The following is a 21,375-nucleotide window of genomic DNA, read 5'->3' as shown; positions in this document are numbered from 1 at the left end:
ACGAGTGAGGATGGAGTCATGAACACGCGAATGAAGTTGTCTGTATTGGCCACAGCAGTGACCTTGGCAGTCACTGGTCAGGTAGCGACTGCGCAAAGCGGCGCAGAGAAAAAGCGTCAAGCAACCCTCGAAGTGGTTGAAGTTACGGCCCGACGTACCACCGAGAACCTACAAGAAGTTCCAGTATCAGTGACCTCATTGGGCGCTGAAGCCTTAAACAGTGCAGGCGTTTCGGTGCTTACTGAAGTTCAACAATTCTCGCCTAACACGACCTTGCAGAACAGTCGTGGTACCAACTCGACTCTGACGGCGTTTATTCGTGGTGTCGGTCAGCAAGATCCACTGTGGGGCTACGAGCCCGGCGTCGGTATTTATATCGATGACGTGTACATGGCGCGCCCTCAAGGTGCTGTGCTGGATTTGTTAAACGTTGAGCGTATCGAAGTCCTGCGCGGACCTCAGGGTACACTGTACGGCAAAAATACCATTGGCGGCGCCGTGAAATATGTCACCAAACGTATGTCAGGTGACGCCAACGCGCAGGTGGATGTGACCGTGGGTTCTTATGGTCAGCAGGATTTGAAATTAACGGCTGAATTGCCCTTAGTGAAAGATAAGGCTTATCTGGGCTTGGGCTACGCGGATTTGTCGAGAGACGGTTTTGGAGAGTACTTGATCATCGCTGATAGCATGGGCTATCAAGACCCAGAGAACTACAACAAAGATCTGACCGCAATGCGTGCGACCTTGGAATTGACCCCAACAGATAACCTGTTCATACAACTCGCCTATGATCAAACAGAGGACGATTCAAACGCGAAAGGCGGCTACCGCTTGTTGCCAAGTTTGCTCACCAATGCGCCTGTTCCCGGCTCGGTGTTTGATTCTTACACGTCGATGCCTACCGATAACTATGTCGAGCTTAAAGGCTTTAGTCTGACGGCTGAATGGAATGTATCAGACGAGCTAACCGTTAAGTACATTGGTGCGTCGCGCGAGAGCTACTCAGATACCAACATCGACTTCGATAACACGCCCTTAGATATTTTTGACGTACCGGCGTTTTATGACGATGAAAACACCAGCCACGAAGTGCAGTTTAGCTACGCCAAAGAAGGTTATTCAGTCGTAGGTGGTATTTATAACTATGACGGTGAGTCGTGCGGCCACTTCGACGCAATTCTCGGGTTCTTGGGCCGTGCGGCTTATGGCGCCCTTGGTGCAACCGGTTTAACCCGAGAAGTAACTGGCTGCAACAACAGCAAATCGACCGCTGTGTATGCGCAAAGCTCGATCGAATTGAATGACCAGTGGTCGGTGACGATTGGTGCGCGTTACACCGAGGAAGAGAAAGAAGCCTTTGTAAAGAATGGGGTTAATCTGAGCAACGTATACCCCAGCAGCGGCTGGATTCCTGGCTACGTGCGCCCAGCCACTGCTGTATTCCCGCAAGTGCTAGGTCGTGATACCAACGGCGACGGCGTGTTAGATGCGCCCAAATCAGAAGACTGGAGCCGTGTGACGCCACGCGTTGGTGTCGAGTACCAAATGGATGATCAAACCATGATCTACGCTAGCTACGGTCAGGGATTTAAGTCGGGTACCTTTAACCCTCGTGCCACCATTAACGAGCGTGCGGCAGATCCTGAAATCGTGGACTCGCTGGAAGTGGGCATTAAGAAAGATTGGGGTGCGTCGCTGCGTACCAACGTGACGGTATTTACCATCGATCACCAAGATCGCCAGTACATCACGGTAACGCCCGATCCAAATGATCCAACAGCTTTGAACCAAAACTTGGGTAACATCAAGGGTTCGACAGTTGATGGTCTGGAAGCAGAGATCGTTTGGGCGGCAAGTGACGCTCTAAGTATCGATGTGGCCTTGGGTATTTTGGATGGCAAAATCGAAAATGATCCAACCATCGCAGCACCTTTGGTAGGCTTGTCGAATACCCCAGATTACACCCTAAACGTGGGTGCAACCTACTACTTCGATACCGCCATGGGTAACTTCACTGCGCGCGCTAATTACTACTACCGCGACGACTACATCCTGTTCGAAGATTCCGATCTGTTAGCGCAAGATGGCTACGGGATGGTGAACCTAGGACTAACCTGGGAGAGCCCCAACGGTGATGTCTACGGCGGTTTGTACGTGAAGAACGCCACCGATGAAGAGTATATGGTCGGTGGTTATAACTTTGTCGGTGTTGCTGCCGATGGCAGCTACTTGCCCGGCTTAGGCGGTGACCAAACGCTTGTGAGCTACTACGGTGACCCACGCACCGTGCATCTGAACTTCGGCTACCGTTTCTAGTCTGGCGGTATCTAAAGTGACGAAGCCTGAGGGGCGCTCGCTCTTCAGGCTCATTCCAAACATAGAGGTGTGTTATGTTTCGGGGATTTGAATCTCCTAGCCCTTTGCTACCTGAAATTTTTGCGTTGCATGGGAAATGGCAGGTGGGTAAGCCCGCGCTGATCGCGGGAGAGCTGCGAGAAACTTGGCCAGAGATGATGTGCTCGACTCATCGCTTTGCTAATGCCTTGATCCACTCGGGTGTGCAAGTGGGTGACACTGTTGGCATTGTGATGAGTAACGGTGCAGAGATGGTTCACGCTTTGCTTGGTTGCATGAGTGCAGGTGCCGTCTCGGTGCCCATAAACTTGTCGGTCAGCGACGATGCCTTAGTCAACATGCTCATCGATGCTAAGACTGTTGCTCTGGTCGTCACCAGTGACCAGTTCGAGCGGTTGTTACGCTTACAAGGGCGGTTGCCCTCGAGCTTATCCGTGCGTGTTACGACCGGCACGTCGTCGGTAGTCGGCTGGACACAATGGGCTGACTTTGTCGGCAAGGCCGCGGATACGGTACCCAATGTTGATATTGAAGACGACGCTATACTCAATGTGATTTACTCGTCTGGCACTACCGGTGTGCCCAAGGGGATTGTGCATACACACCGTGGCCGTCGAGACTGGGCTTACGATTTGGCGATTGCGCTCAGATATCACGGGGCGGCGAAAAGTTTATTTACTATTGGGCTGTATTCGAATATCTCTTGGGTATCGATGCTGGCTACGTTGTTAGCGGGCGGAACTCTGGTTGTACATGAGAAGTTCGATGAGGCTGCGTTTCTTGATACGGTTGAGCATGAGCGCATCACGCACACGGCCATGGTACCGATTCAGTTTCAGCGAGTCACCGATTTGCAGCTGACGAGCCCGCGCGATGTCACTTCGATGACGGCCATGATGAGTGCTGGATCACCGCTGCGCGAGCCGCTGAAGCGACGTATTTTCGAGGCCTTTCCCTGCGGTATCATCGAGCTCTACGGTTTGACCGAGGGCATCATCACAACGCTTGATCCGGAGGATGCTGAAGGGCGTTGGTCGTCTGTGGGGCGGCCGTTAATTGGTACTGACATTGCGATTATTGATGACGAGGATCAGTTCGTATCCGCTGGAGTGTCAGGGGAGATCGTATCGCGCGGTCGAATCACCATGCCAGGCTATCTCAATCGCGCCGAAGCGAGCCAAGAGTCCGAATACATCGACGTCAATGGGCAGCAGTGGTTGCGCTCGGGCGATATTGGTCAGCTTGATGACGAAGGTTTTTTGTACATTGTCGATCGCAAGAAAGACATGATCTTATCGGGTGGTCAGAACATCTACCCCCAAGACATTGAGGCGGTGGTTGCGTTGCACGAGATGGTGTACGACGTTGCCGTTATTGGTGCGCCGAGCGAGCGCTGGGGCGAAACGCCCATCGCATTGGTGGTGCCGATGCCGGGTGTCACGGTCTGTGATGACTGCCGTGCGGCAATACGTGGGTTTGCCAACGAGCGCTTGGGTAAGCAGCAGCGTATTGCCGACGTGGTTGTGCTGGATGAGTTACCGCGCAACCCGAATGGCAAAATTCTTAAGCGCGAGCTGCGCGAGCAATTCAAGCACTTGTCGTACTGACAGGTCCATTCCTATACCGAGCCACTTGGCTCGGTCTTTTTCGTCCCTCTTTACCCTGATTCGTCTGCACCGGTCTGCTCACCTTTAGTCTGAATAGGCTAGGTTTGTTGTGCGTGCACACTTGGTTTGCTGTGCCATAGCTACTATTATTTATAATGTATATATTAATTAATCGGAGAGACTTTTGAATACCGAGTTCAATGACGCTCAGCGCGCCTTGAGGGATGAGTTTCGGGCTTACATGCGCACCTTAATGACACCGGAGCTTAAAACGGAATTACAGCTGTCGACCGAGGGTGGCGGCCCGTTGTGGCGCCAGGCGATGCGGCAAATGGGCGCCGATGGATGGATTGGTCTTGGCTGGCCCCTCGAGTGGGGTGGCCGGGGTTATGGTCCGATTGAGCAATACATTTTTATTGAGGAAGTGACGCGGGCGGGTCTGCCGTTTCCGTATTTAACCACGGAATCGATTGGGCCTGCGATTGCCGAGTTTGGCAGTGATCACCTTAAACAAACCATTCTACCTGGCATCTTAAGGGGCGAACTGGTAGTAGGTATTGGCTACTCTGAGCCGCACGCCGGTACGGATATGGCGGCGCTTAAAACCCGCGCTGTGCGCGAGGGTGATGAGTATGTGATAAGCGGTCAAAAGGTCTATACCTCGTTGGCGCATTTCGCCGACTACATCTTCTTGGCGGTTCGTACTGGCGACCCTGAGACACATCCCAGGCACAAGGGAATCTCGATTTTACTCATGCCCAGCGACGCCGAGGGCTTTAGTCATACGCCGATTCACACGGTGGCTGACGGAGAAACCAACACCACCTATTACGACAATGTTCGAGTGCCTGCCGACAACTTAATTGGTCCAGAAAATGGCGGCTGGGGCGTTGTCGTCAGTCAGCTAAACCGAGAGCGTCTTACGCTGATGAATCCCGGTACCGCTAACTTGATGTATCAACATACGCTAGAGCATGCCTCCAAGACCAAAACGCCCGATGGCACAGCGCTTATCGATCAGGCGCGCATACAGCGCCTGCTGGCATCGATCTATGTGCAGTTACGCGCGCTGCAATTGGACTGCCGCAAGCAAGCGTGGGCTATTGCGAACAATACCCTCGATGTCGCTGATGCCTCGGCGATCAAAGTGTATGGCTATGAAGCGTTTTTGCACTGCTATCGCTCGATGTTAGAGGTGCTTGGTCCCAATGGTTCCATTAAGCGCAATTCCTTCGGCGCCTTAGTTGAGGGGCAACTTGAGCTGATTTATCGAGCGGTACCGGTGTACGGCTTCGCCGGCGGTACGAACGAAATTCAGCGTGACCTGATATCACAGTTTGGTCTGGGCTTACCCAGAGCGAAGCGCTAGGAGACCTCATGGACTTTGCACTCAACGAAATTCAAACGGATATCCAAGCGCTGGCTGACTCTATTTTTAAAGACCTGTCGGCGCCCGACGCCTTGGCCAAGGTCGAATCTCAGCCTCTACGCATGGATTTATCCCTATGGTCGGCCTTGCAAGAAGCGGGACTGGATGTGGTCGCCTTGTCTGAAGAATGGGGCGGTGCGGGCTTGAGCTTTTTGGAGGCGTGCCTCGTGATCGAGAAATTGGGCCGTTATAGCGCGCCTGTACCATTAATCACTCATACTTTAGCGACGCTTGCTGTGGCTGAATCAGAGCAGGTTGTGCAGATAGAATGGCTACAGGGTTCGGGTGCGTGGTTAACTGCCAGCACTTGCCATGCACAAACCGCCTTGCGACTCGAGAATGGCTTGGTCTCGGGCACGGTATCAAACGTGCCTTACGCACAAGGTGCCCGAGGTTTGGTGGTGCCTGTTGTCGCGCCCACGCCTTCCTTGGTGCTGATCGATCCAAGCCACGCGGGTATCGAGTGGCAGAGCCAAACCAGTACCGCCCTAGAACCACAGGCCTATGGAACCTTAACCCACGTTCCCGCGATCGTGATTGGTGGTGACGAGGCGCTAAAGCATTTGCGCCTGCGTGAGTTGGCGGCGCATGCTATGGCTCAGCTTGGGGTGGTGGACGCGGCAATGGCCCTGGCACGCGAGCATGTCTGTGAGCGCGAACAATTCGGTGTCAAAATTGGTAGTTTTCAGGCGGTGTCGCATCGCTTAGCAGATTGTTGGATAGATGCCATGAATCTCCGTACTATGGCCTTAAATGCAGCATCGCGATTGAGTCACGCGTTAGACGCGCAAACCGAGCTTGACGTTTATGCGGCACAGTCTTGGGCTTGCGAGGCCGGACATCGAGTTTTGGCGAGTTGCCAGCACGTGTGTGGCGGGTTAGGTCACGACAGAGACTACCCGATGTGGCGCTATGCGGTCTGGTCAAGGCATTACGAGATGATGATGGGTGGCAACGAACTCGTTTTGGAACAACTGGGTAAAGTCATTGCGTTATCCCCCGAAAGCGCGATGTTGTAATCGATAGGGAGTCATATGAGTACGGTAATTACTAAGCAGCTGGATGATGACATTCTCGAGGTTAGGCTGAATCGCCCCGAGCGTTTCAATGCCTTGAGCGAAGAACTGGTAGGTGAGTTAACCGAGGTTTTCAAAGGCCTAAATCGCGATCGGCAAAATCGCGTCGTTATTTTAACCGGCGAGGGGCGCGGGTTTTGCTCGGGTGCTGATTTAAAGTCGGAAGATTCTCAGGCAGGCTCCATTCCGGGTACTGAGGGCATGGGTGAACTGGGCTATGTTTACAAGTTTCAGGAATACATCGCCGATATGATTCTAGCTATTCATGAGTGCGATAAGCCCGTGATTGCCGCGGTGAATGGTGCCGCAGTTGGGGGCGGTTTGTCGATGGCATTGGCTTGCGACATACGGATTGCCAGCGAAAAAAGTAAGTATGGTGCGGTGTATATCAAAACGGGTTTGTCGGGTTGCGATGTGGGGTCGAGCTATTTACTGCCCCGCATTGTGGGTTTGTCGGCGGCTACCGAACTCATGTTAACAGGGCAGGTGATAGGTGCCGAAGACGCTAAGGCCTTGGGCTTGGTGTCGCGGATCGTGGCGCCCGATGCCTTGATTGATGAGGCTCTGGTCACGGCGCGAGCCATTGCGCAAAATAGCGAGTACGGTGTGTGGATGACACGCAAGGGCATCCGCACCAATCAAGACGCACCCAGTCTGCGTCACGCGATGGAGCTCGAGAATCGTCAGCAGGTATTGGGTTATTTTTCGGGCTGTATGGAGGAGGCGATGGCGTCCTTCCAAGAAGGGCGAGCGCCGAAGTGGAAAAAACTGTAAGGGTTACAGGGTGAGGGCAGGAACAGTAAAGCGGGGTCGGCCGGCCAAAATATCTTTAGATGATATTGTGGCTAAGGCGATCGACCAGCTGTCGGTGGAGCCTGCCAAACCCTTATCCATGAATGCCTTGGCTAAGGCCTTAGACGTTACCCCTATGGCCTTGTATCGTTACGTGCAAGATCGAGACCATTTATTGCAGGCAGTGGCTAACCAGCTGCTTAATAATCTGGCCCCTGACATTCCAGATGCGCCATGGTCTCAACAGCTGCGGGTCTGGGCACTGGCAGTGCGAGAGTATTTTTTAGCTAACCCGGGTCTGTTTGGTTTGCTGGGGTGGAACGAGCATATTGCCACCGCGTGGTGGGGGCAGTTGGCGACCTTGGCCAGAATTCTCAAACGCGCGGGCTTTGCGAATCAAGCACTGGCGGATTTGGTGCAATGGGTCGGTAATTCGATTATGGGATCGATCTATTTAGAAATCGCCGGACAGCAGTCGGGTTTTAAGTTGAACGATGAAGACTGGCAGTCATTAGCTCGGGACGATGTGCAGGTCGTTGAAGAGTTAATAGAACATTTAAACCGCAAAAATGCGCGCACCGTCTTTATCGACAGTGTCGAACGAATAATAGCGAACATAGAGGCAAGTACGAGTCATGATTAGCATGCAAGATGTTCACAATAAGCGTGATGAAATCACCGCTCCCGGCGCTTTTTTTGAGCTGGATACTTTTAGCGTAGGTGATGCTCAATACACGGGCTTTAAACACGCGCCGGCCGACATGATGGGCGTGATGGGGGCAGGGCGTCAGCATCTGGACAAACCTTTTATGGTGTTCGAAGATCTGCGCTACGACTATGCGCGTTTCTATCAAGAAGTGGATGCGCTGGCCGCGTATCTTCAAGGTGAATTGGGTGTAAAGCCGGGTGACCGCGTCGTCATCGCCATGCAAAACTGTCCGCATTGGTCGGTATCGTTTTATGCAATCTTATCCGTTGGTGCTATCGCGGTACCCTTAAACTCGTGGAGCAAAGCGGAAGAGTTGGATTACCTTGTGGGTAACGCCGATCCGGTATGCGCGATCGTTGATGCGCGTCGTTGTGCTCTGCTTAAGACCTTAGATCACCGTACAAACCTGATTCTGTTAGTGACCGCTCAGTTAGACGCTTGCGAGCTACCCGCCAATGCCACGGCCTTAGAAACGGCACTCGAACTTGGTTGCGCGGAGAGTGCAACGCCCGTTACGGTAGACCCGAATGACGTCGCCATGATCATGTATACCTCGGGTAGTACAGGTAAGCCTAAAGGGGTTGTGACGACGCATCGTGCCGTTGCTCAGGCGGTGATGAATATGTTGTATCTGGGCTATTTGGTCATGAGCTTAGAAGGTGAACGAGAGTATCGCGGTGGTGCGACGGGCGAGACAGCAATGCTTACGGTCCCCCTATTTCATGGCACAGGACTGATTTCGGGATTACTGCTGCCTGCTTTTATTGGGTCTAAAGTGGTTATGATGCGGAAGTGGAATACAGAGACCGCGATTGAATTGATTGATCGCGAAAAGGTCACCACCATGAGCTCAGTACCCGCAATTCTGCGCGATGTGATTACCAGTCCATTACGTCACCAATACAGCATCGAATCGTTATTACGTATCGTAGCCGGTGGTGCCGCAACGCCGGTGGATCTCCCCGATTTAATCACCTCTGAGTTACCTCACGCGAGTCGCTCGGCTGGATTTGGTATGACCGAGACCGTGGCCGTCGGATCGCAAATGGCCGGTGTGGTATACGACCTAAAAGTCGGCTCGGCCGGTCTGCCATCGCCTATCATGGAATTCCGTATCGCCGATATCAACGATCAGCCCTTAGCGGCGGGTGCCAACGGTGAAATTCAACTGCGTGGCATTACGTGCTTGAAAGAGTATTGGAATAACCCCGAGGCCACCGATCGTGTTTTTACCGCAGACGGTTGGATGCGTACCGGCGATTTAGGGCATCTTGATGAAGATGGCTTTGTGTTTATTACCGGGCGTAGCAAAGAGATTGTGATCCGTGGCGGTGAAAACATTAGCCCCAACGAGATTGAAAACGCCGCCTACGAAAACCCCAAGGTGAAAGAGTGTGTTGTGTTTGGCGTGCCCGACCAACGCATGGGCGAGGAGCTCGCGATGGTGCTTTATGCGCATGAGGGTTCAGCGCTAGATGAAGCCACTCTGCGTGAGCACTTAGCGTCGCGCGTAGCGGGCTTTAAGGTGCCCAAATATATTACTCTGACCGACGGGCCCTTGCCTCGTAACAACAGCGAGAAACTGGATAAGCTTGCGTGCCGCAGGATGTACTATCCCGAGGCATAACACTGAAGTGATTAGTCGTTAGCAAAATAAATGACGAGGTGCGCGCGGATTAGAATGTTTTAACGCTTGACGATTAGGCATAGAAATTTTCAGGTTTACACGTTATCTTTGTTAAACAAATTTAAACACTTCTGGGCGGTACGTTTATGTTGGGTGTCCGATTAGATGATGAGCTCGAAAGCCGGCTTAATGCTTTGGCGGTTAAGCAGCAGCGATCCAAAAGTTTTCTTGCGAAGCAGGCCTTAAGGCGCTTTATTGAAGAAGAGGAGCAAAAGCACTTCGAGAATGAGCTGACTCTAGCTCGCTGGGAAGCTTATCAGACAACCGGTGCATCTATTAGCGGTGATGAAGTAAACGAATGGTTGAGTTCTTGGGGTAGTGATCAAGAGAAACCATGTCCGCAACAATAATTTGGTTGCCCGAAGCGGCGCAAGATTTACAACGCCTCAGAGACTTCATCAGATCAGAAAACCCGCTTGCTGCCAAGCGAGCTGCTGAACGTATTATCGACGGAGTATCGCTGCTGCAAATCTCGCCTGAGGCGGGCATGCCTGTTGAAAACCTCACTGCTTATAGAGATCTTGTACTTCCGTTTGGTAGCGGTGAGTACATCATTCGCTATCGTTTGGAAACAAGCACTCACGTTATAATTGTGCGAGTGCGTCATAGCAGAGAAATACGTTTTTAGTGAGTTAATCGCCATTTGTTGCTTTCTGTTCTGGACCGACTGCTCAGCTAGCGACAATACGTTAAAGCAACATAAAGCCGCCGTCGCTCACCAAGGTATGCCCAGTCGTATAGGCCGACATGTCGCTGGCTAGATACAGAATAGGGCTGATGATTTCCTCGGTCTCGGCAATACGTTTTTGCACGGTGGCATTAATGGAACCTTCCTCATAACCCGGGTTTGCCGCAGCGCTGTCGAACAGATCCGAGTGATAACTTCCGGGTGCGAGTGCGTTGACACGGATGTTCATCGGTCCCCATTCAATGGCCATGACTTTGGTCAGCGCTTCCAGCGCCGCTTTAGTGGCTGCGTAGAAGCCGAGATACGCCGGGGGTTTTAAACCCGCCACAGAGATGACGTTAATGATCGAACCACCGCCGTGCTCTGCCATTTTGGGCGCTATTCGAGACGCTAAGTACCATGGCCCTTTAGTGTTGACGTCAAACAGCTTTTGAAAAAGCTCGACGCTTAAGTCACTCAGCCCGCCCAGCATGGGGTTCATACCAGCGTTGTTGATCAGGATATCGACATGGCCGAACTCCGCGTAGCTCTGTTCGATGACCCGGTCTAGGGCTTCGGGCTCGCCGGTATGCGCCTGTATAGCCAGCGCTCGTCGGCCTTTTGCTCTGATTTGCTCGGCCACTGCTTCGCAATTTTCCAGTTTGCGGCTCGCGATAATGATGTCAGCACCGGCATCAGCAAGCCCCAGACTCATGGCTTTGCCTAAGCCTCTGCCTCCGCCGGTAATTAGCGCCACTTTGCCGCTTAAATCGATGGTATGCATGTTATCTCCTCATCACTTTGACGGGTGTGTATCCGCCCTTAATTATTTTTAATATATGCAATATATTATTTTTTGCAGTCCATATAGACGGCCAGAAGAGAGGCGGGTTTGTCGCTGTCATTGTAGCCGTGGTGCACGACATGCATGGCTTCCATGAAGGTGTCGCCGGCTGTGTAGGTGTTAATACCATAGCCCTCGTAGTCTACTTTTATGGTGCCCGATAATATTTGCGCGTAAAGCGGTGTGACGTGGGTGTGTTTGGCGCCTGTTTGCCCGGGTGCCATGGTAATAATGTCGGAATGAATGCGCGGATTGCAGCTCTGTTCGGGGTAGTCGATTGCGTTACCTAAGATGTCAGTGTGAGTATCCAATAAATTTTGCGCGGGGTAACCGCCAAGGACTTCGGTCGCTTTTTGCATTGGCGCAGCAAGTGTCAGCGAGCTAGTGCATACAAATAAAAAGGTAGTCAGTAAGCGCATTTTGGTCTCCTAAAAGTGCTCGCTTCAGTTTAGACCCTATTGCTGCCAAAACAAGTCCCTGATGAGTGCAGCGCCAATTTGGTACCGTTAGCGCTGGAGTTTACGGCCGTTTAGGTGAGATCTGAGTGTACTGTTTGATGTTTGCGTTGTAAGACAAAGGCTGCGCCCCAGAGTCCTGCGTAAAGTAAGAGTAAGGCGGCGAGGGCGGGATACGGAGCCTCTAGATTGCTACGAGAGCCTGCGTAGGTTGTGAGTAGCGCATAGGGAATGTGACCCAAGCAGAAAAATAGCATGAATTTGAGTCTAGGCATTTTGGCTGCGCCGGCCAAACAGTAAGTGATTTCTGGCAGCATGGGAGCCGAGCGACTGAGTAGCAGCATGAGCGAGCCATATCTGGAAAAGTCCTCGTGCACCTGTGCTAGTTCACTATCGGATAAACCCAATCTGGAGAGTAGCGGTAACCCCCAGTAGCGGCTCAGTTCGTAGGCCAGCATAGCCGCTACGCTGAGGCCTGCAAACACCGCGGTAAGGCCGAGTTGAAACCTCAGAAAATAACCTGCGAATAGCGCGACCCATACGGTGGGAATCGAAAACAGTAAATCCGCTATTAGCAAAGCAACGATCAAGGCGATTAAAGACTCTGCTGGCTGATGTTGTAGCAGTTCAAACCAGTGCTTGATGTCGCTTAAATCAAACCAGCCCATCAGGCGCGTCAGTAGCAGTAAGCCGATAAAAAATACGACTAAGCGAAGACAGGCTTTAATGATTGGGTGCATTAGTTGGTCATAAGGTAGCTGTTTAACCCATCATAGCAGAGGATGCTAAGTGTGGTGGTATTGTTACCTATAGGCTCTGGCTTTGATCGATAGCGATGCCAGTACATGGGTGTAATCTTCTAAATCGCCCGCGATAATATGGCTAACATTGTCTTTACGCTCGAGCGTACCCTTAACGACCAATAAACGTGCATTCATTAAGGCCTGCCGGCAGCGTTCCTGTAGCTTGGGCCAGACCACAACGTTGTGGTTACCCGTTTCATCTTCTAAGGTTAAGAAGATAACGCCCGATGCTGTGCCCGGTCGCTGTTTGCAGGTGACCAAACCCGCGATGCGCACAAAACGTTGCGACGAGGCGGCAAGCAGTTCACGGTGAGTCGAACAGCGCTTAAAGGGCCATTCTTTTCGCAACAAGGACAGGGGGTGGTCGCGTAGTGTGAGTCCTGTACTTTGATAATCAGCCAGTACGTTTTCGGCAACGCTTGGGGGCTCGATATTGGGGCTTTGATAGTTTTCGGCGTTATCCAAACGGGCCAGTAAGGGGCGATGTTCGGGTAACCCTAAGACCTGCCACTGGGTTTGGTGGCGGTGACCGCTGATGGTCGACAATGCATCAGCGCTACTCAGCGCTTGCAATTCATTGGCGGGTATAGCGGCGCGCTGGCGCAGCTCGTTTAATGCCTTAAAGGGACCATGTTGGCGTCTGCTGTCGACAATGCGTGTTGCAGTAGCCTCACTTAGCCCCTTCACTAAGCGCAGCCCCAAACGAATTGTGTTGGGTTGCTGGCGATAATCTGTGGCAACCAGTTGGTGGTCCCAAAGGCTCTGGTTAATGTCCAGAGGCTCGATGTGAATACCGTGGCGCTGGGCATCTTGTATCAGTTGTGAAGGGCTATAAAAACCCATGGGCTGGCTGTTGAGTATGCCCACATAAAAAGCGCCGGGGTGATGCCGTTTAAGCCACGCTGACGCATAGGCCAGCAGTGCAAAGCTAGCCGAGTGCGACTCTGGAAAACCGTAGCCGCCAAATCCCTTAATCTGGTCGAATAAGCGATTGGCAAAGGCTTCGTCGTAGCCATTAGCGAGCATGCCCTGAATTAACTTGTGCTCGAAAGTCAGTAATTTGCTGTTCTTGCCCCAATTGGTAATGGCGCGGCGGAGTTGATCGGCTTCCCCGCCGCTAAAGCCCGCTGCGACCATGGCTAGCCGAATGACCTGTTCTTGAAAGATGGGGACTCCTAGGGTTCGTTGCAACACCCCTTTAATGGCGTCGTTTGGAAAGCTCACGGGCTCTAAACCTTCCCGCCGACGTAGGTAGGGGTGCACCATTTCACCTTGGATGGGACCTGGGCGGACAATGGCAATTTCGATCACTAGATCGTAAAAGCAGGCAGGCTTTAAACGCGGCAACATCGCCATTTGGGCGCGCGATTCGATTTGGAATACCCCCAAGCTATCGCCCGTTTGCAGCATGCGATAGGTGCTGGCATCTTCTTTAGGGATTTCACGTAAATGCGCGATGGTCGGTTGATAATTCGCGATTAGATCTAAGGATTTGCGGATGGCGGATAACATCCCCAGTGCTAAGACATCGACTTTAAGCAGGCCTAAGGCCTCGATATCGTCCTTGTCCCACTGAATCACCGTGCGGTCGGGCATGCTGGCATTCTCGACCGGCACGAGCTGCGATATGGGGCCTGCGCTAATCACAAAGCCGCCCACGTGCTGTGATAAATGCCTCGGAAACCCAAGAATTTGACTGACCAAGTGCTGAAAATGCATAGCCTGCTGTTCGCTATGCTTAATGCCTTGCTCGTTAAAGCGCTGCTGCAGTTCAGCTCGACGATCCCACCAGGCGATCGATTGGCTGAGCTGCTCAATGAAACTGGCATCAAAACCCATGGCACGGCCTATATCGCGAATAGCACTGCGGGTTCGGTAGGTAATGACCGTGGCTGCAAGAGCCGCTCGACGACGCGAGTATTTTTGGTAGATGTACTGAATCACCTCTTCGCGCCGCTCGTGCTCAAAATCGACGTCAATGTCAGGGGGTTCGTCACGCTCTTGCGAAATGAAGCGTTCGAATAATAAATCGATGTGTTCGGGCGACACCTCGGTAATACCTAGGCAGTAGCACACCACTGAATTGGCGGCCGAACCTCGGCCTTGGCACAAAATGCGGCGCGATTTTGCGAAATTAACGATATCGTAAACGGTTAAAAAATAGTGTTCGTAGCGCAGCTGAGCAATCAGTTCGAGCTCTTTTTCGATGCGTTTTTGAATGGCATCGGGGGTGCCATTGGGCCATCGTTGACGACAGCCTTGCTTCACTTCTTGGCGTAAATACTCACTGGCGGTTTGATCGGTAGGTACAATTTCTTGCGGATACTCATAGCGCAGTTCCCGTAACGAAAACTGGCACTGATCAGCAATCGTCTGGCTTTGCTGGATGAGTTCGTCTGGGTATAAGGCTTTAATGAGTTCTAACGGGCGTAAATGCTGCTGGCTGTTGCCTAAACGCAAGGTCCCTAAACGATCAATCTGAGTGCGGTGATACAGGGCCGTTAGCGCGTCGTGCAAGGCTTTGCGTTTGGGTGAATGCATGCGTACATCGCCACAGGCTACCATGGGGATATTCAGTTCTTGGCTTAAGGCTTCAAAGGTTTGAAACTGTTGCCTGGTCTCGCCCGCTAACAAATGTTTAAACCCCAACCACAGGCGGGTTTTAAAGCGCTTGCTTAGGGTATGACCAAAGGCAACGTGTGAGCGATTAAGCTGCTCAGGTAACCAAATGATTAAGCAGTGCTTTAAATGAAAAATAAGATCGGGTAAGTGCACCTCATATTGACCTTTATTGGCTCTTCGACGTGCTCGACTAATCAAGCCTGAGAGTTCGCTATAAGCGTTTCGGTTGGGCGCTAGGGCGACTAAGCGGACTCCTTCTACAGTGAGAAATTCACTGCCAACAATGAGTTTAATGTCAGAGATCTCGGCTTGTACGTGAGCCTTTACTACGCCTGCAAGCGAACATTCGTCGGTAATAGCGATAGCGCCATAACCTAATTCGGCGGCGCGAGCGACCAGCTCGTCAGGGTGAGACGCACCGCGCAAAAAACTGTAATTACTGGTGCAAACCAGTTCGCAGTAAGGCATGAGAGTTGATTTACAGAGCTTAAAATCTGTATATTTATACAGTATTTTTTGCTTGTCAATCGTGGTCTGATCAGTATGCTGATAGCGTATAGTGACTAAGTTATTTATTGCCGCTGAGTGGCAAGACAGTTCCAAGGCTTGCTCTGCTGGCCCGATCCTTGTATTCGCGTGAGCGTTAATCCAAAACAACAACAAAACTTGGGTGTTTTATGACGAAACCAATTTTGCATCACTACCCCTTATCGCCTTACGCAGAGAAGATCCGTCGAATGCTGGCGTATTGTGAGTGTCCTTACGATTCGGTAGAAACCCCACCTATGCTGCCTCGCAAAGATCTTGACCAGCTAACCGGTGGTTATCGTCGTATTCCTGTGGCGCAGTGGGGGGCTGATATTTACTGCGATACGCGCGCTATTGCTGAGCGAATTGCCACAGACTGTAATAAGCCCGAGCTGGCACCTTCAAAGCAAAGCACGGAGCAGGCGGAGTTTATCGCGCGAGTCGATGGTGATCTGTTTTTCGCTTTGGTAGGTCTAGCTTTTAGCGGTGCATTAAAGCAAAAAATGAAGCAAGAATTCGGTTTGATTCGTTTGCTGCGTTTTGCCTGGGATCGCATGAAGCTAATGAAGGGTGCTAAACCCACGCCCAAAGGTGAGCAAGCAAAAGCCATGGTTCAAGCTCATCTTAACGATATGGAAGCGCGTTTAACCCAATCTTTTGTGTTTGGCGACACGCCAACACTGGCTGATTTTACCGCCTATCATGGTCTTTGGTTTTTGTATGCGGTAGGCGAGCATCCAGGTATCGAGGACTACCCGAATATTCAAGCGTGGATGGCGAAGATAGCAGCGCTTGGGTCAACTCAGGTCAGAGAGATTACCGCGGCCGATAGCCTGCATATTGCGCGAGACGCGGCGCCCCTAGACCACGGTTCGGGTAAGCGGATGGTCAGTATTGTGCCAGACGACTACGGTTTGCTGCCTGTGTCTGGCCAGTTGGTGCGTGAAGACGAGCTGGAGTATGTGATCGCACGTCAAAGCAAAAAAGCCGGCTTGGTTCACGTACACTTCCCTCGTCAAGGTTTTCGGCGCCAATAGGCCGGTTAAGACATGCGCATTGCGGGTTTTGACATGGCCTGGCGTCCCGAGAATAACAACTCGGCGCTGGCTATTGGCGAATTGGTCGGCACCGAGCTCAATGTGCTGTTCTGCCGTGTTGCGACTCAGTCGGTTGAGGCATGGGTTGCGGATATTGTTTCGTCTTCGATTGAGGGGATCGCAATCGACGCCCCTTTAATCATCAACAATCAAGAAGGGCAACGCGGGTGTGAAGCGCAGCTGAATCAGGTCTTTCGGGGCGCAAAAGCGGGTTGTCACCCGTCTAACTTAACCTTGTACCCAAACGCAGCCAGTGTTCGTGCGGCCGAAATGCTTCGCCTGCACGGATTTGAGCATTTGGGCACGAAACACTTTATGCTCGAGTGCTATCCACACCCTTCTATGGTCGAGCTGTTTGGCTGGCGCGAACGTTTGCTGTACAAGCGCGGCTCGGTAGCCGAACGCAAGCAGGGGCAAATCCAGTTAGCTCAGGCGATTCTGTCATTGCAAACAGCCGATGTGTCGCTGGTAATAGAAGACCCTATTTTAAAATCTCTGCAAGCCGATTACATCGAGGACTTACGTGGTGCGGCGGTAAAAGCCAATGAGGATCTGTTAGATGCCTTGGTGTGTTTGTATATTGCCGCCTTGTACCAAACGGACCAGGCCGCGTACGTTTTTGGTGATGTCGAGTCGGGCTATGTGTGGGTACCTAAATTCAGAGATTAAAGCCACTCATCAATATCTTGTCCCCCAAGGATAGCCATAATCTCGACGGTCTTGTTATTGATGCGATAGTAAATCGTATCGGCTTTGTAAGCACAGTGGCGGTAGCCATTTCGGATATGGTTTACTGCTGGGTATCTGAGTGGGTGTGCCGCGATTTCGTCAAATATTTGAAAAAATCCCAAAAAGTAGGCATCCGCATGCTTGGCCCCAAAAGCATGGTAGCCGTATTCGTAGATTCTTCGTAAGTCTTCCTTGGCCGCAATGGAGAGTCTATAAGTATGCATTTAGTCGGGTAGTTGGTTTTTGAATTCCTCCAGAATAGCTTCGGGTGTTGATTCAACAAAACCGCTTTCCTCGGCAAAGGCGAGCTTTTGATTAATAGTTTCTATCCTTCGAGCTCGACGTATTAGATCATTAACCAGATCGCTTTTACTGGAATACTCCCCACTGTTTGCAACGTGATCTTTAAGCCATCGATCGTTCTGCTCAGTTAGGGTAATGCTTTGGCGAGTCATGCTTGAAACTCCTAAGGCAAACATCATGTGGTGCATTATTGCACCACATGGGTGGGCTGTTCAATTGTGTGGCCTTTATAGATGGATTTCTATTCTTGTTACCACTTGATCTTTAAAGAACGCGTAAGTCAGCCGAGCGACTGCAGCCTGTTTCGCGCGGAGCGTCACGCGACAGGACGTCGCGTGCGCAGCGAGCCATGGACGGCCTTAAAGCGATCCGCAAGAAATTGGCTGAGACGTGAGGGCGGATCGTTTAACGCTGGTCTGAAAAGGATATAAACCCGCGTCCGCCTCGTCATTTAGTTTGCTCGCGCCCTCGTACTAATGGCGACGGCTCAAAAACTTACACTCGTCTATCGCCTCGTGCTCAGACATTTTCGCCGACAGCCTCGCCAACCGCGCTCGGTCAAAGCAGCGCACTGACTGTTCGCAAAACAAATCACGAGTCGGTGCGCTGGCTGCGTGCTACGGTGCTGTTATTCAAAAATACCGTGCAGATACCACTGCTGGGATCGCCGATCGCGAAACACCCAAAAGCGGTAGTGCTCGTTGTCGATGGCGATGTAATAGTCCCGACACTGACTGGATTCCCACCAGTAGTCTTCGATGCGCTCGGGGCCAAGCATTAAGGTGATATCACCATGTACCCATTGTTTGGCCTGTTTAGATTGCGTGTTCACCGGAGGGTTAAGCAACCAAAGTGGACGTGGGGCGCGAACCTCAGTCTGGGGCGATGTGGCGGTAGGCAGCTCGCAAGTGAACTGATGCGCATATTCAGGTATATGTTCATCACGCCGTCGGATATGTTGTACGGCTTGGTGTCCAAGACGCGTGCGTAAGCGGTCACTTAGTGCCTGTTTGGGTGCACCTTTCGTGCTGCCGAAGAGGTCGATGGCATCGGCTTCTAAAGGCAAGAGTTCACGGCACTCTAGCATCAGACTGTCGATCGGTTCCTTCAGCTGCAGGCTTTCTAGGCGTATAGCCATAAGGCCAAGCCAGGGGGTGATGTGACTGTGTGCTTGGCTGCTGCGCAAGGTGAACTGTTCGCGATAACGGTGAATACCTTCTAAATGCCAGGTCAGCGAGGCTGTGCGGTGCTGGTTGTGACGCAGAAAGGCGCTCAAGCCGTTCAGTAGATATTCAATACCCGGCCACAGTTCTTGGGTATCGTTTAGGTCATACCCAAAACGAAAGCGGTCTAAGAAGTACTTAGGCGGTTGGTAATCCGGCACATAGGCTTCGCGTTCAAGGCAGAGATGTTCGAGGTGTTCGACAAAGTGTTTCGAACACCGTTTGCGCAGTTCAGGGCGGGGCTGATTCCATGCGTCGGACAGTGTGACCAAACCGCTTTTTCTTAAAGCATCAATATCTTTAGGGTATAAGTTGCTTAAAGCGCGTAGTGATAAATGGCCAAGTTTATCTTTGTCTGAGGCCTCCAGTAGCGCGTTATCTGAATCTAAGAAACTAGCCAGCCACGAGCCTATGGGTGAGTGCCCAATCCCCAAGTGGTAGTGATACGAGTAGTGTTTTAAGTCGCATTGGAGGGTGTGTAGGAGGGCGTTTACACCTTTGAAGAGTTTCAAGCTTGGGCCAATGCGTAATAGCAGGTTCGACCCAAAATCAGAATAGCTGGTCGAGGTGTAGCGGTAGCCCCAGCCGATGAGATTGTTAAGTGCCTGGTGTTCTTGGGCGGGATCTCGGTCGAGCCAGCTGACTGGCTTATCGTTTGCCAGTTGCAGGGCGTGGCCAAGATTTTGGCCGGCGCGAATGCCTAGCGTGCGTGCCTCCTGGTTTGCACAAATAATGATTTGCTTATCTACAATGGCAGCGGCGGTGGGAGGAGCACCGATGCTGTCGAGTTCCCATTGAGGAAAGCGGACGCACAACCACATGCTGTAAATGTATTAGCCGGTGGTGGCGTTTTCGAGCAGGTATCCAATGACGATTTTTATTAGGAAGCCAAAAATGCCCATGGCAAGTGCTATGTATAAAATCATCGTGCCGAATTTACCTGCATCGCTACGTTTGGCGAGGTCCCAAACGATAAAAATCATGAATAAAATCAGTGCGCCAACGCCGAGGGTTACACCGTACTCTGTTAGCCACTGATCATTCATGTATTACTCGTTAAGGATAAGCCACAGTCTGAATTGCCGCCTGCTGAGTCGTGCTGACAGGTAGTTCCCAAAGCTGTGGCTGATTGGGTAAATCGTCACTTGCGGGTAAGTTTACCTGAACTTGCTGTTTGCCACCGCGCTGTTTAATGATTTCGAATTCTCGGTAGGCGCTGACTTTTAGACGTAAACAGGCTGGCGCGTGTTCGTCGGCGGCACTGAGGGGGCGGAACAACACAATCAGGTTGTCGTGTTCGGTTGCTGCCAGCTGGAGCTTGCGGAGTTCGGCGTAGCTGTAACGGTGATGTCCCAGCCAGGCAAATACCGTGGCGCAGGTGTTGTGAGTAATCGCTTGCTCGATGCTCCACAGAATATCTTCTTTCGAGTCGGTATGTACTAATAGGACCTGCTCTGTAGGAATGTCGCGTGCTTCCAGTAAGGGCGCATACGGCGCGCAAGGGGGGTTGATAAAGGCCTGCCATTGCCCCCGGCTTGAAAGTCTGTGCATAATGGGCAAGAACACACCCATGGCGCCAAGGCCGTGACCGTCGCTTAAGAGTTCGATGGTATTGCCTAAGGGCCAGCCGCCTCCGGTAAGTACAGCGTCGAGCGGCGCATAGCCAGTGCTTTGGCAGCGGCGGTAAGTGCTGACATTGAGTTCGCCGACGTTAAAGCCGCCGAGCCAGGTGTCTTCGCGTTGAATGGCTTGTTCAAGTAATGCGTTCATGGGTATGTGCCTCTTACTAGGGGCGGGCACTAAGCAGCCGCCCAACTAAACTACTGTATGCATTTACAGTAGTTTAGTTTTTGGCCGAACGCAAGAAAATTATTGGGTGTAATTTTTACATGTCGCCTTTGACGACACGTCTTATTTCTCTAAACGCATATTCACTGCACCTAAGTAATCGGACTTACCCAACGGCACGCCGTTGTGGCGCAAAATATTGTATGCCGTGGTCACATGAAAGTAGGTGTGAGGAATGACCCACTGCTGCATGTGCTCTAATGCCGTCTCAAAGTGCGCAATGCCAATGGGTAGATTGCAGGTCACGGGCTCGAGCATTTTGCTTTGGTATGCCTCAGGATCAATTTTATCCAAATCGCTCAATAGGGTCTCGAGCAGCGCATCGGCGCCGGCAAACGTATTGAACTGCGCATTTGTCGGTGAGGGTGTTACACCGGCAATACATAGGGCACCCTGGTGTGCGCTTAATAGCTGCACTGCAAATATCTGGGTGCGCAGGTCAAACATGTCTTCAAACAGTTTTTTCTGTAGCAGTGTCTCTTCTTCAATGCCATTTTCTTGCGCGTGCTTGGCGCCAATGTGCAGCACCTTGCGAAGGTTTTTAATGGCTTTCTTCATCGGTTTGATGGTGGCATCGTAAAACGAAATGGTCATGATC

At 51.7% G+C, this 21,375-nt stretch carries 21 protein-coding genes; 11 read left to right on the top strand and 10 right to left on the bottom strand.

Going from position 1 to position 21,375, the window contains the following annotated elements; all coding sequences use genetic code 11:
* The first annotated feature begins 18 nt into the window (after positions 1–18).
* The 9 genes from EYZ66_RS11300 (at position 19) to EYZ66_RS11260 (ending at position 10,286) form a co-directional block, all read left to right on the top strand.
* The gene (locus EYZ66_RS11300) at positions 19–2,319 is read left to right on the top strand and encodes a TonB-dependent receptor (RefSeq protein ID WP_040816466.1); all 2,301 of its coding nucleotides are present in this window, start codon (positions 19–21) and stop codon (positions 2,317–2,319) included.
* Positions 2,320–2,393: 74 nt separating this feature from the next.
* A complete protein-coding gene (locus EYZ66_RS11295) occupies positions 2,394–3,965 on the top strand; it encodes a class I adenylate-forming enzyme family protein (RefSeq protein WP_040816464.1) in 1,572 nt (523 codons plus the stop codon).
* Positions 3,966–4,149: 184 nt separating this feature from the next.
* Entirely contained in the window at positions 4,150–5,334 is a 1,185-nt protein-coding gene (locus tag EYZ66_RS11290) for an acyl-CoA dehydrogenase family protein (protein ID WP_009575519.1), read from the top strand.
* Positions 5,335–5,342: 8 nt separating this feature from the next.
* Positions 5,343–6,413 (top strand): acyl-CoA dehydrogenase family protein, encoded by a 1,071-nt coding sequence (locus tag EYZ66_RS11285; protein ID WP_009575518.1) that lies wholly within the window; start codon positions 5,343–5,345, stop codon positions 6,411–6,413.
* A 15-nt stretch (positions 6,414–6,428) separates the two neighbouring features.
* Positions 6,429–7,244, top strand: a complete 816-nt coding sequence (locus EYZ66_RS11280) for an enoyl-CoA hydratase/isomerase family protein (RefSeq protein WP_009575517.1) — start codon at positions 6,429–6,431, stop codon at positions 7,242–7,244.
* Positions 7,245–7,311: 67 nt separating this feature from the next.
* Positions 7,312–7,905: a TetR/AcrR family transcriptional regulator gene (locus EYZ66_RS11275; RefSeq protein WP_009575516.1), complete on the top strand. Its 594-nt coding sequence runs from the start codon at positions 7,312–7,314 to the stop codon at positions 7,903–7,905.
* Positions 7,898–9,598 carry a class I adenylate-forming enzyme family protein gene (locus tag EYZ66_RS11270; RefSeq protein ID WP_009575515.1) on the top strand — a complete coding sequence of 567 codons (1,701 nt, stop codon included), beginning with the start codon at positions 7,898–7,900 and terminating at the stop codon, positions 9,596–9,598. The genes EYZ66_RS11275 and EYZ66_RS11270 overlap by 8 nt, the downstream gene beginning before the upstream one ends.
* 146 nt (positions 9,599–9,744) lie before the next feature.
* Complete coding sequence (locus EYZ66_RS11265) at positions 9,745–10,008, top strand: CopG family ribbon-helix-helix protein (RefSeq protein ID WP_009575514.1); 264 nt, start codon at positions 9,745–9,747, stop codon at positions 10,006–10,008.
* Positions 9,993–10,286 (top strand): type II toxin-antitoxin system RelE/ParE family toxin, encoded by a 294-nt coding sequence (locus EYZ66_RS11260; protein ID WP_009575513.1) that lies wholly within the window; start codon positions 9,993–9,995, stop codon positions 10,284–10,286. Before EYZ66_RS11265 ends, EYZ66_RS11260 begins: the two co-directional genes overlap by 16 nt.
* Positions 10,287–10,347: 61 nt before the next feature.
* Here the strand turns inward: EYZ66_RS11260 and EYZ66_RS11255 are convergent, their stop codons facing one another.
* From EYZ66_RS11255 to EYZ66_RS11240, 4 genes are all read right to left on the bottom strand, one after another.
* Positions 10,348–11,109 (bottom strand): SDR family NAD(P)-dependent oxidoreductase, encoded by a 762-nt coding sequence (locus tag EYZ66_RS11255; protein WP_009575512.1) that lies wholly within the window; start codon positions 11,107–11,109, stop codon positions 10,348–10,350.
* 65 nt (positions 11,110–11,174) lie between these two features.
* Positions 11,175–11,588, bottom strand: coding sequence for a cupin domain-containing protein (locus EYZ66_RS11250; protein ID WP_009575511.1), 414 nt, complete (start codon positions 11,586–11,588; stop codon positions 11,175–11,177).
* A 110-nt stretch (positions 11,589–11,698) separates the two neighbouring features.
* Entirely contained in the window at positions 11,699–12,364 is a 666-nt protein-coding gene (locus EYZ66_RS11245) for a TVP38/TMEM64 family protein (RefSeq protein WP_009575510.1), read from the bottom strand.
* Between the two features lie 63 nt (positions 12,365–12,427).
* Positions 12,428–15,517: an error-prone DNA polymerase gene (locus tag EYZ66_RS11240; protein WP_040816470.1), complete on the bottom strand. Its 3,090-nt coding sequence runs from the start codon at positions 15,515–15,517 to the stop codon at positions 12,428–12,430.
* Positions 15,518–15,726: 209 nt separating this feature from the next.
* Here EYZ66_RS11240 and EYZ66_RS11235 point away from each other — a divergent pair, with 209 nt between their 5' ends.
* Together EYZ66_RS11235 and EYZ66_RS11230 are read left to right on the top strand one after the other, a co-directional pair.
* Complete coding sequence (locus tag EYZ66_RS11235; RefSeq protein ID WP_009575508.1) at positions 15,727–16,614, top strand: glutathione S-transferase family protein; 888 nt, start codon at positions 15,727–15,729, stop codon at positions 16,612–16,614.
* Positions 16,615–16,647: 33 nt separating this feature from the next.
* Positions 16,648–17,343, top strand: a complete 696-nt coding sequence (locus tag EYZ66_RS11230; RefSeq protein WP_160195674.1) for a DUF429 domain-containing protein — start codon at positions 16,648–16,650, stop codon at positions 17,341–17,343.
* On the opposite strand, the gene EYZ66_RS11225 is transcribed toward EYZ66_RS11230, so the two are convergent.
* The 6 genes from EYZ66_RS11225 to EYZ66_RS11200 form a co-directional block, all read right to left on the bottom strand.
* Positions 17,340–17,627, bottom strand: a complete 288-nt coding sequence (locus tag EYZ66_RS11225) for a type II toxin-antitoxin system RelE/ParE family toxin (RefSeq protein WP_040816460.1) — start codon at positions 17,625–17,627, stop codon at positions 17,340–17,342. The genes EYZ66_RS11230 and EYZ66_RS11225 overlap by 4 nt on opposite strands.
* Positions 17,628–17,858: a ribbon-helix-helix domain-containing protein gene (locus EYZ66_RS11220; protein ID WP_009575505.1), complete on the bottom strand. Its 231-nt coding sequence runs from the start codon at positions 17,856–17,858 to the stop codon at positions 17,628–17,630. It lies immediately after the preceding gene.
* 476 nt (positions 17,859–18,334) lie between these two features.
* Entirely contained in the window at positions 18,335–19,750 is a 1,416-nt protein-coding gene (locus tag EYZ66_RS11215) for a Y-family DNA polymerase (RefSeq protein WP_009576786.1), read from the bottom strand.
* A 12-nt stretch (positions 19,751–19,762) separates the two neighbouring features.
* On the bottom strand, positions 19,763–19,975 hold the full coding sequence (locus EYZ66_RS11210; protein ID WP_009576785.1) for a DUF2788 domain-containing protein: 213 nt from the start codon (positions 19,973–19,975) through the stop codon (positions 19,763–19,765).
* 10 nt (positions 19,976–19,985) lie between these two features.
* On the bottom strand, positions 19,986–20,699 hold the full coding sequence (gene imuA, locus EYZ66_RS11205) for a translesion DNA synthesis-associated protein ImuA (RefSeq protein ID WP_009576784.1): 714 nt from the start codon (positions 20,697–20,699) through the stop codon (positions 19,986–19,988).
* Positions 20,700–20,840: 141 nt separating this feature from the next.
* A complete protein-coding gene (locus EYZ66_RS11200; RefSeq protein ID WP_009576783.1) occupies positions 20,841–21,371 on the bottom strand; it encodes a DUF1993 domain-containing protein in 531 nt (176 codons plus the stop codon).
* Positions 21,372–21,375: the final 4 nt, after the last annotated feature.

Origin of the sequence: Aequoribacter fuscus (assembly GCF_009910365.1) — a bacterium.
In the GTDB taxonomy this organism is placed as follows: domain Bacteria; phylum Pseudomonadota; class Gammaproteobacteria; order Pseudomonadales; family Halieaceae; genus Aequoribacter; species Aequoribacter fuscus.
The sequence above is the reverse complement of the archived record's forward strand: the minus strand, read 5'-3'. Positions and strand labels throughout refer to the sequence as shown.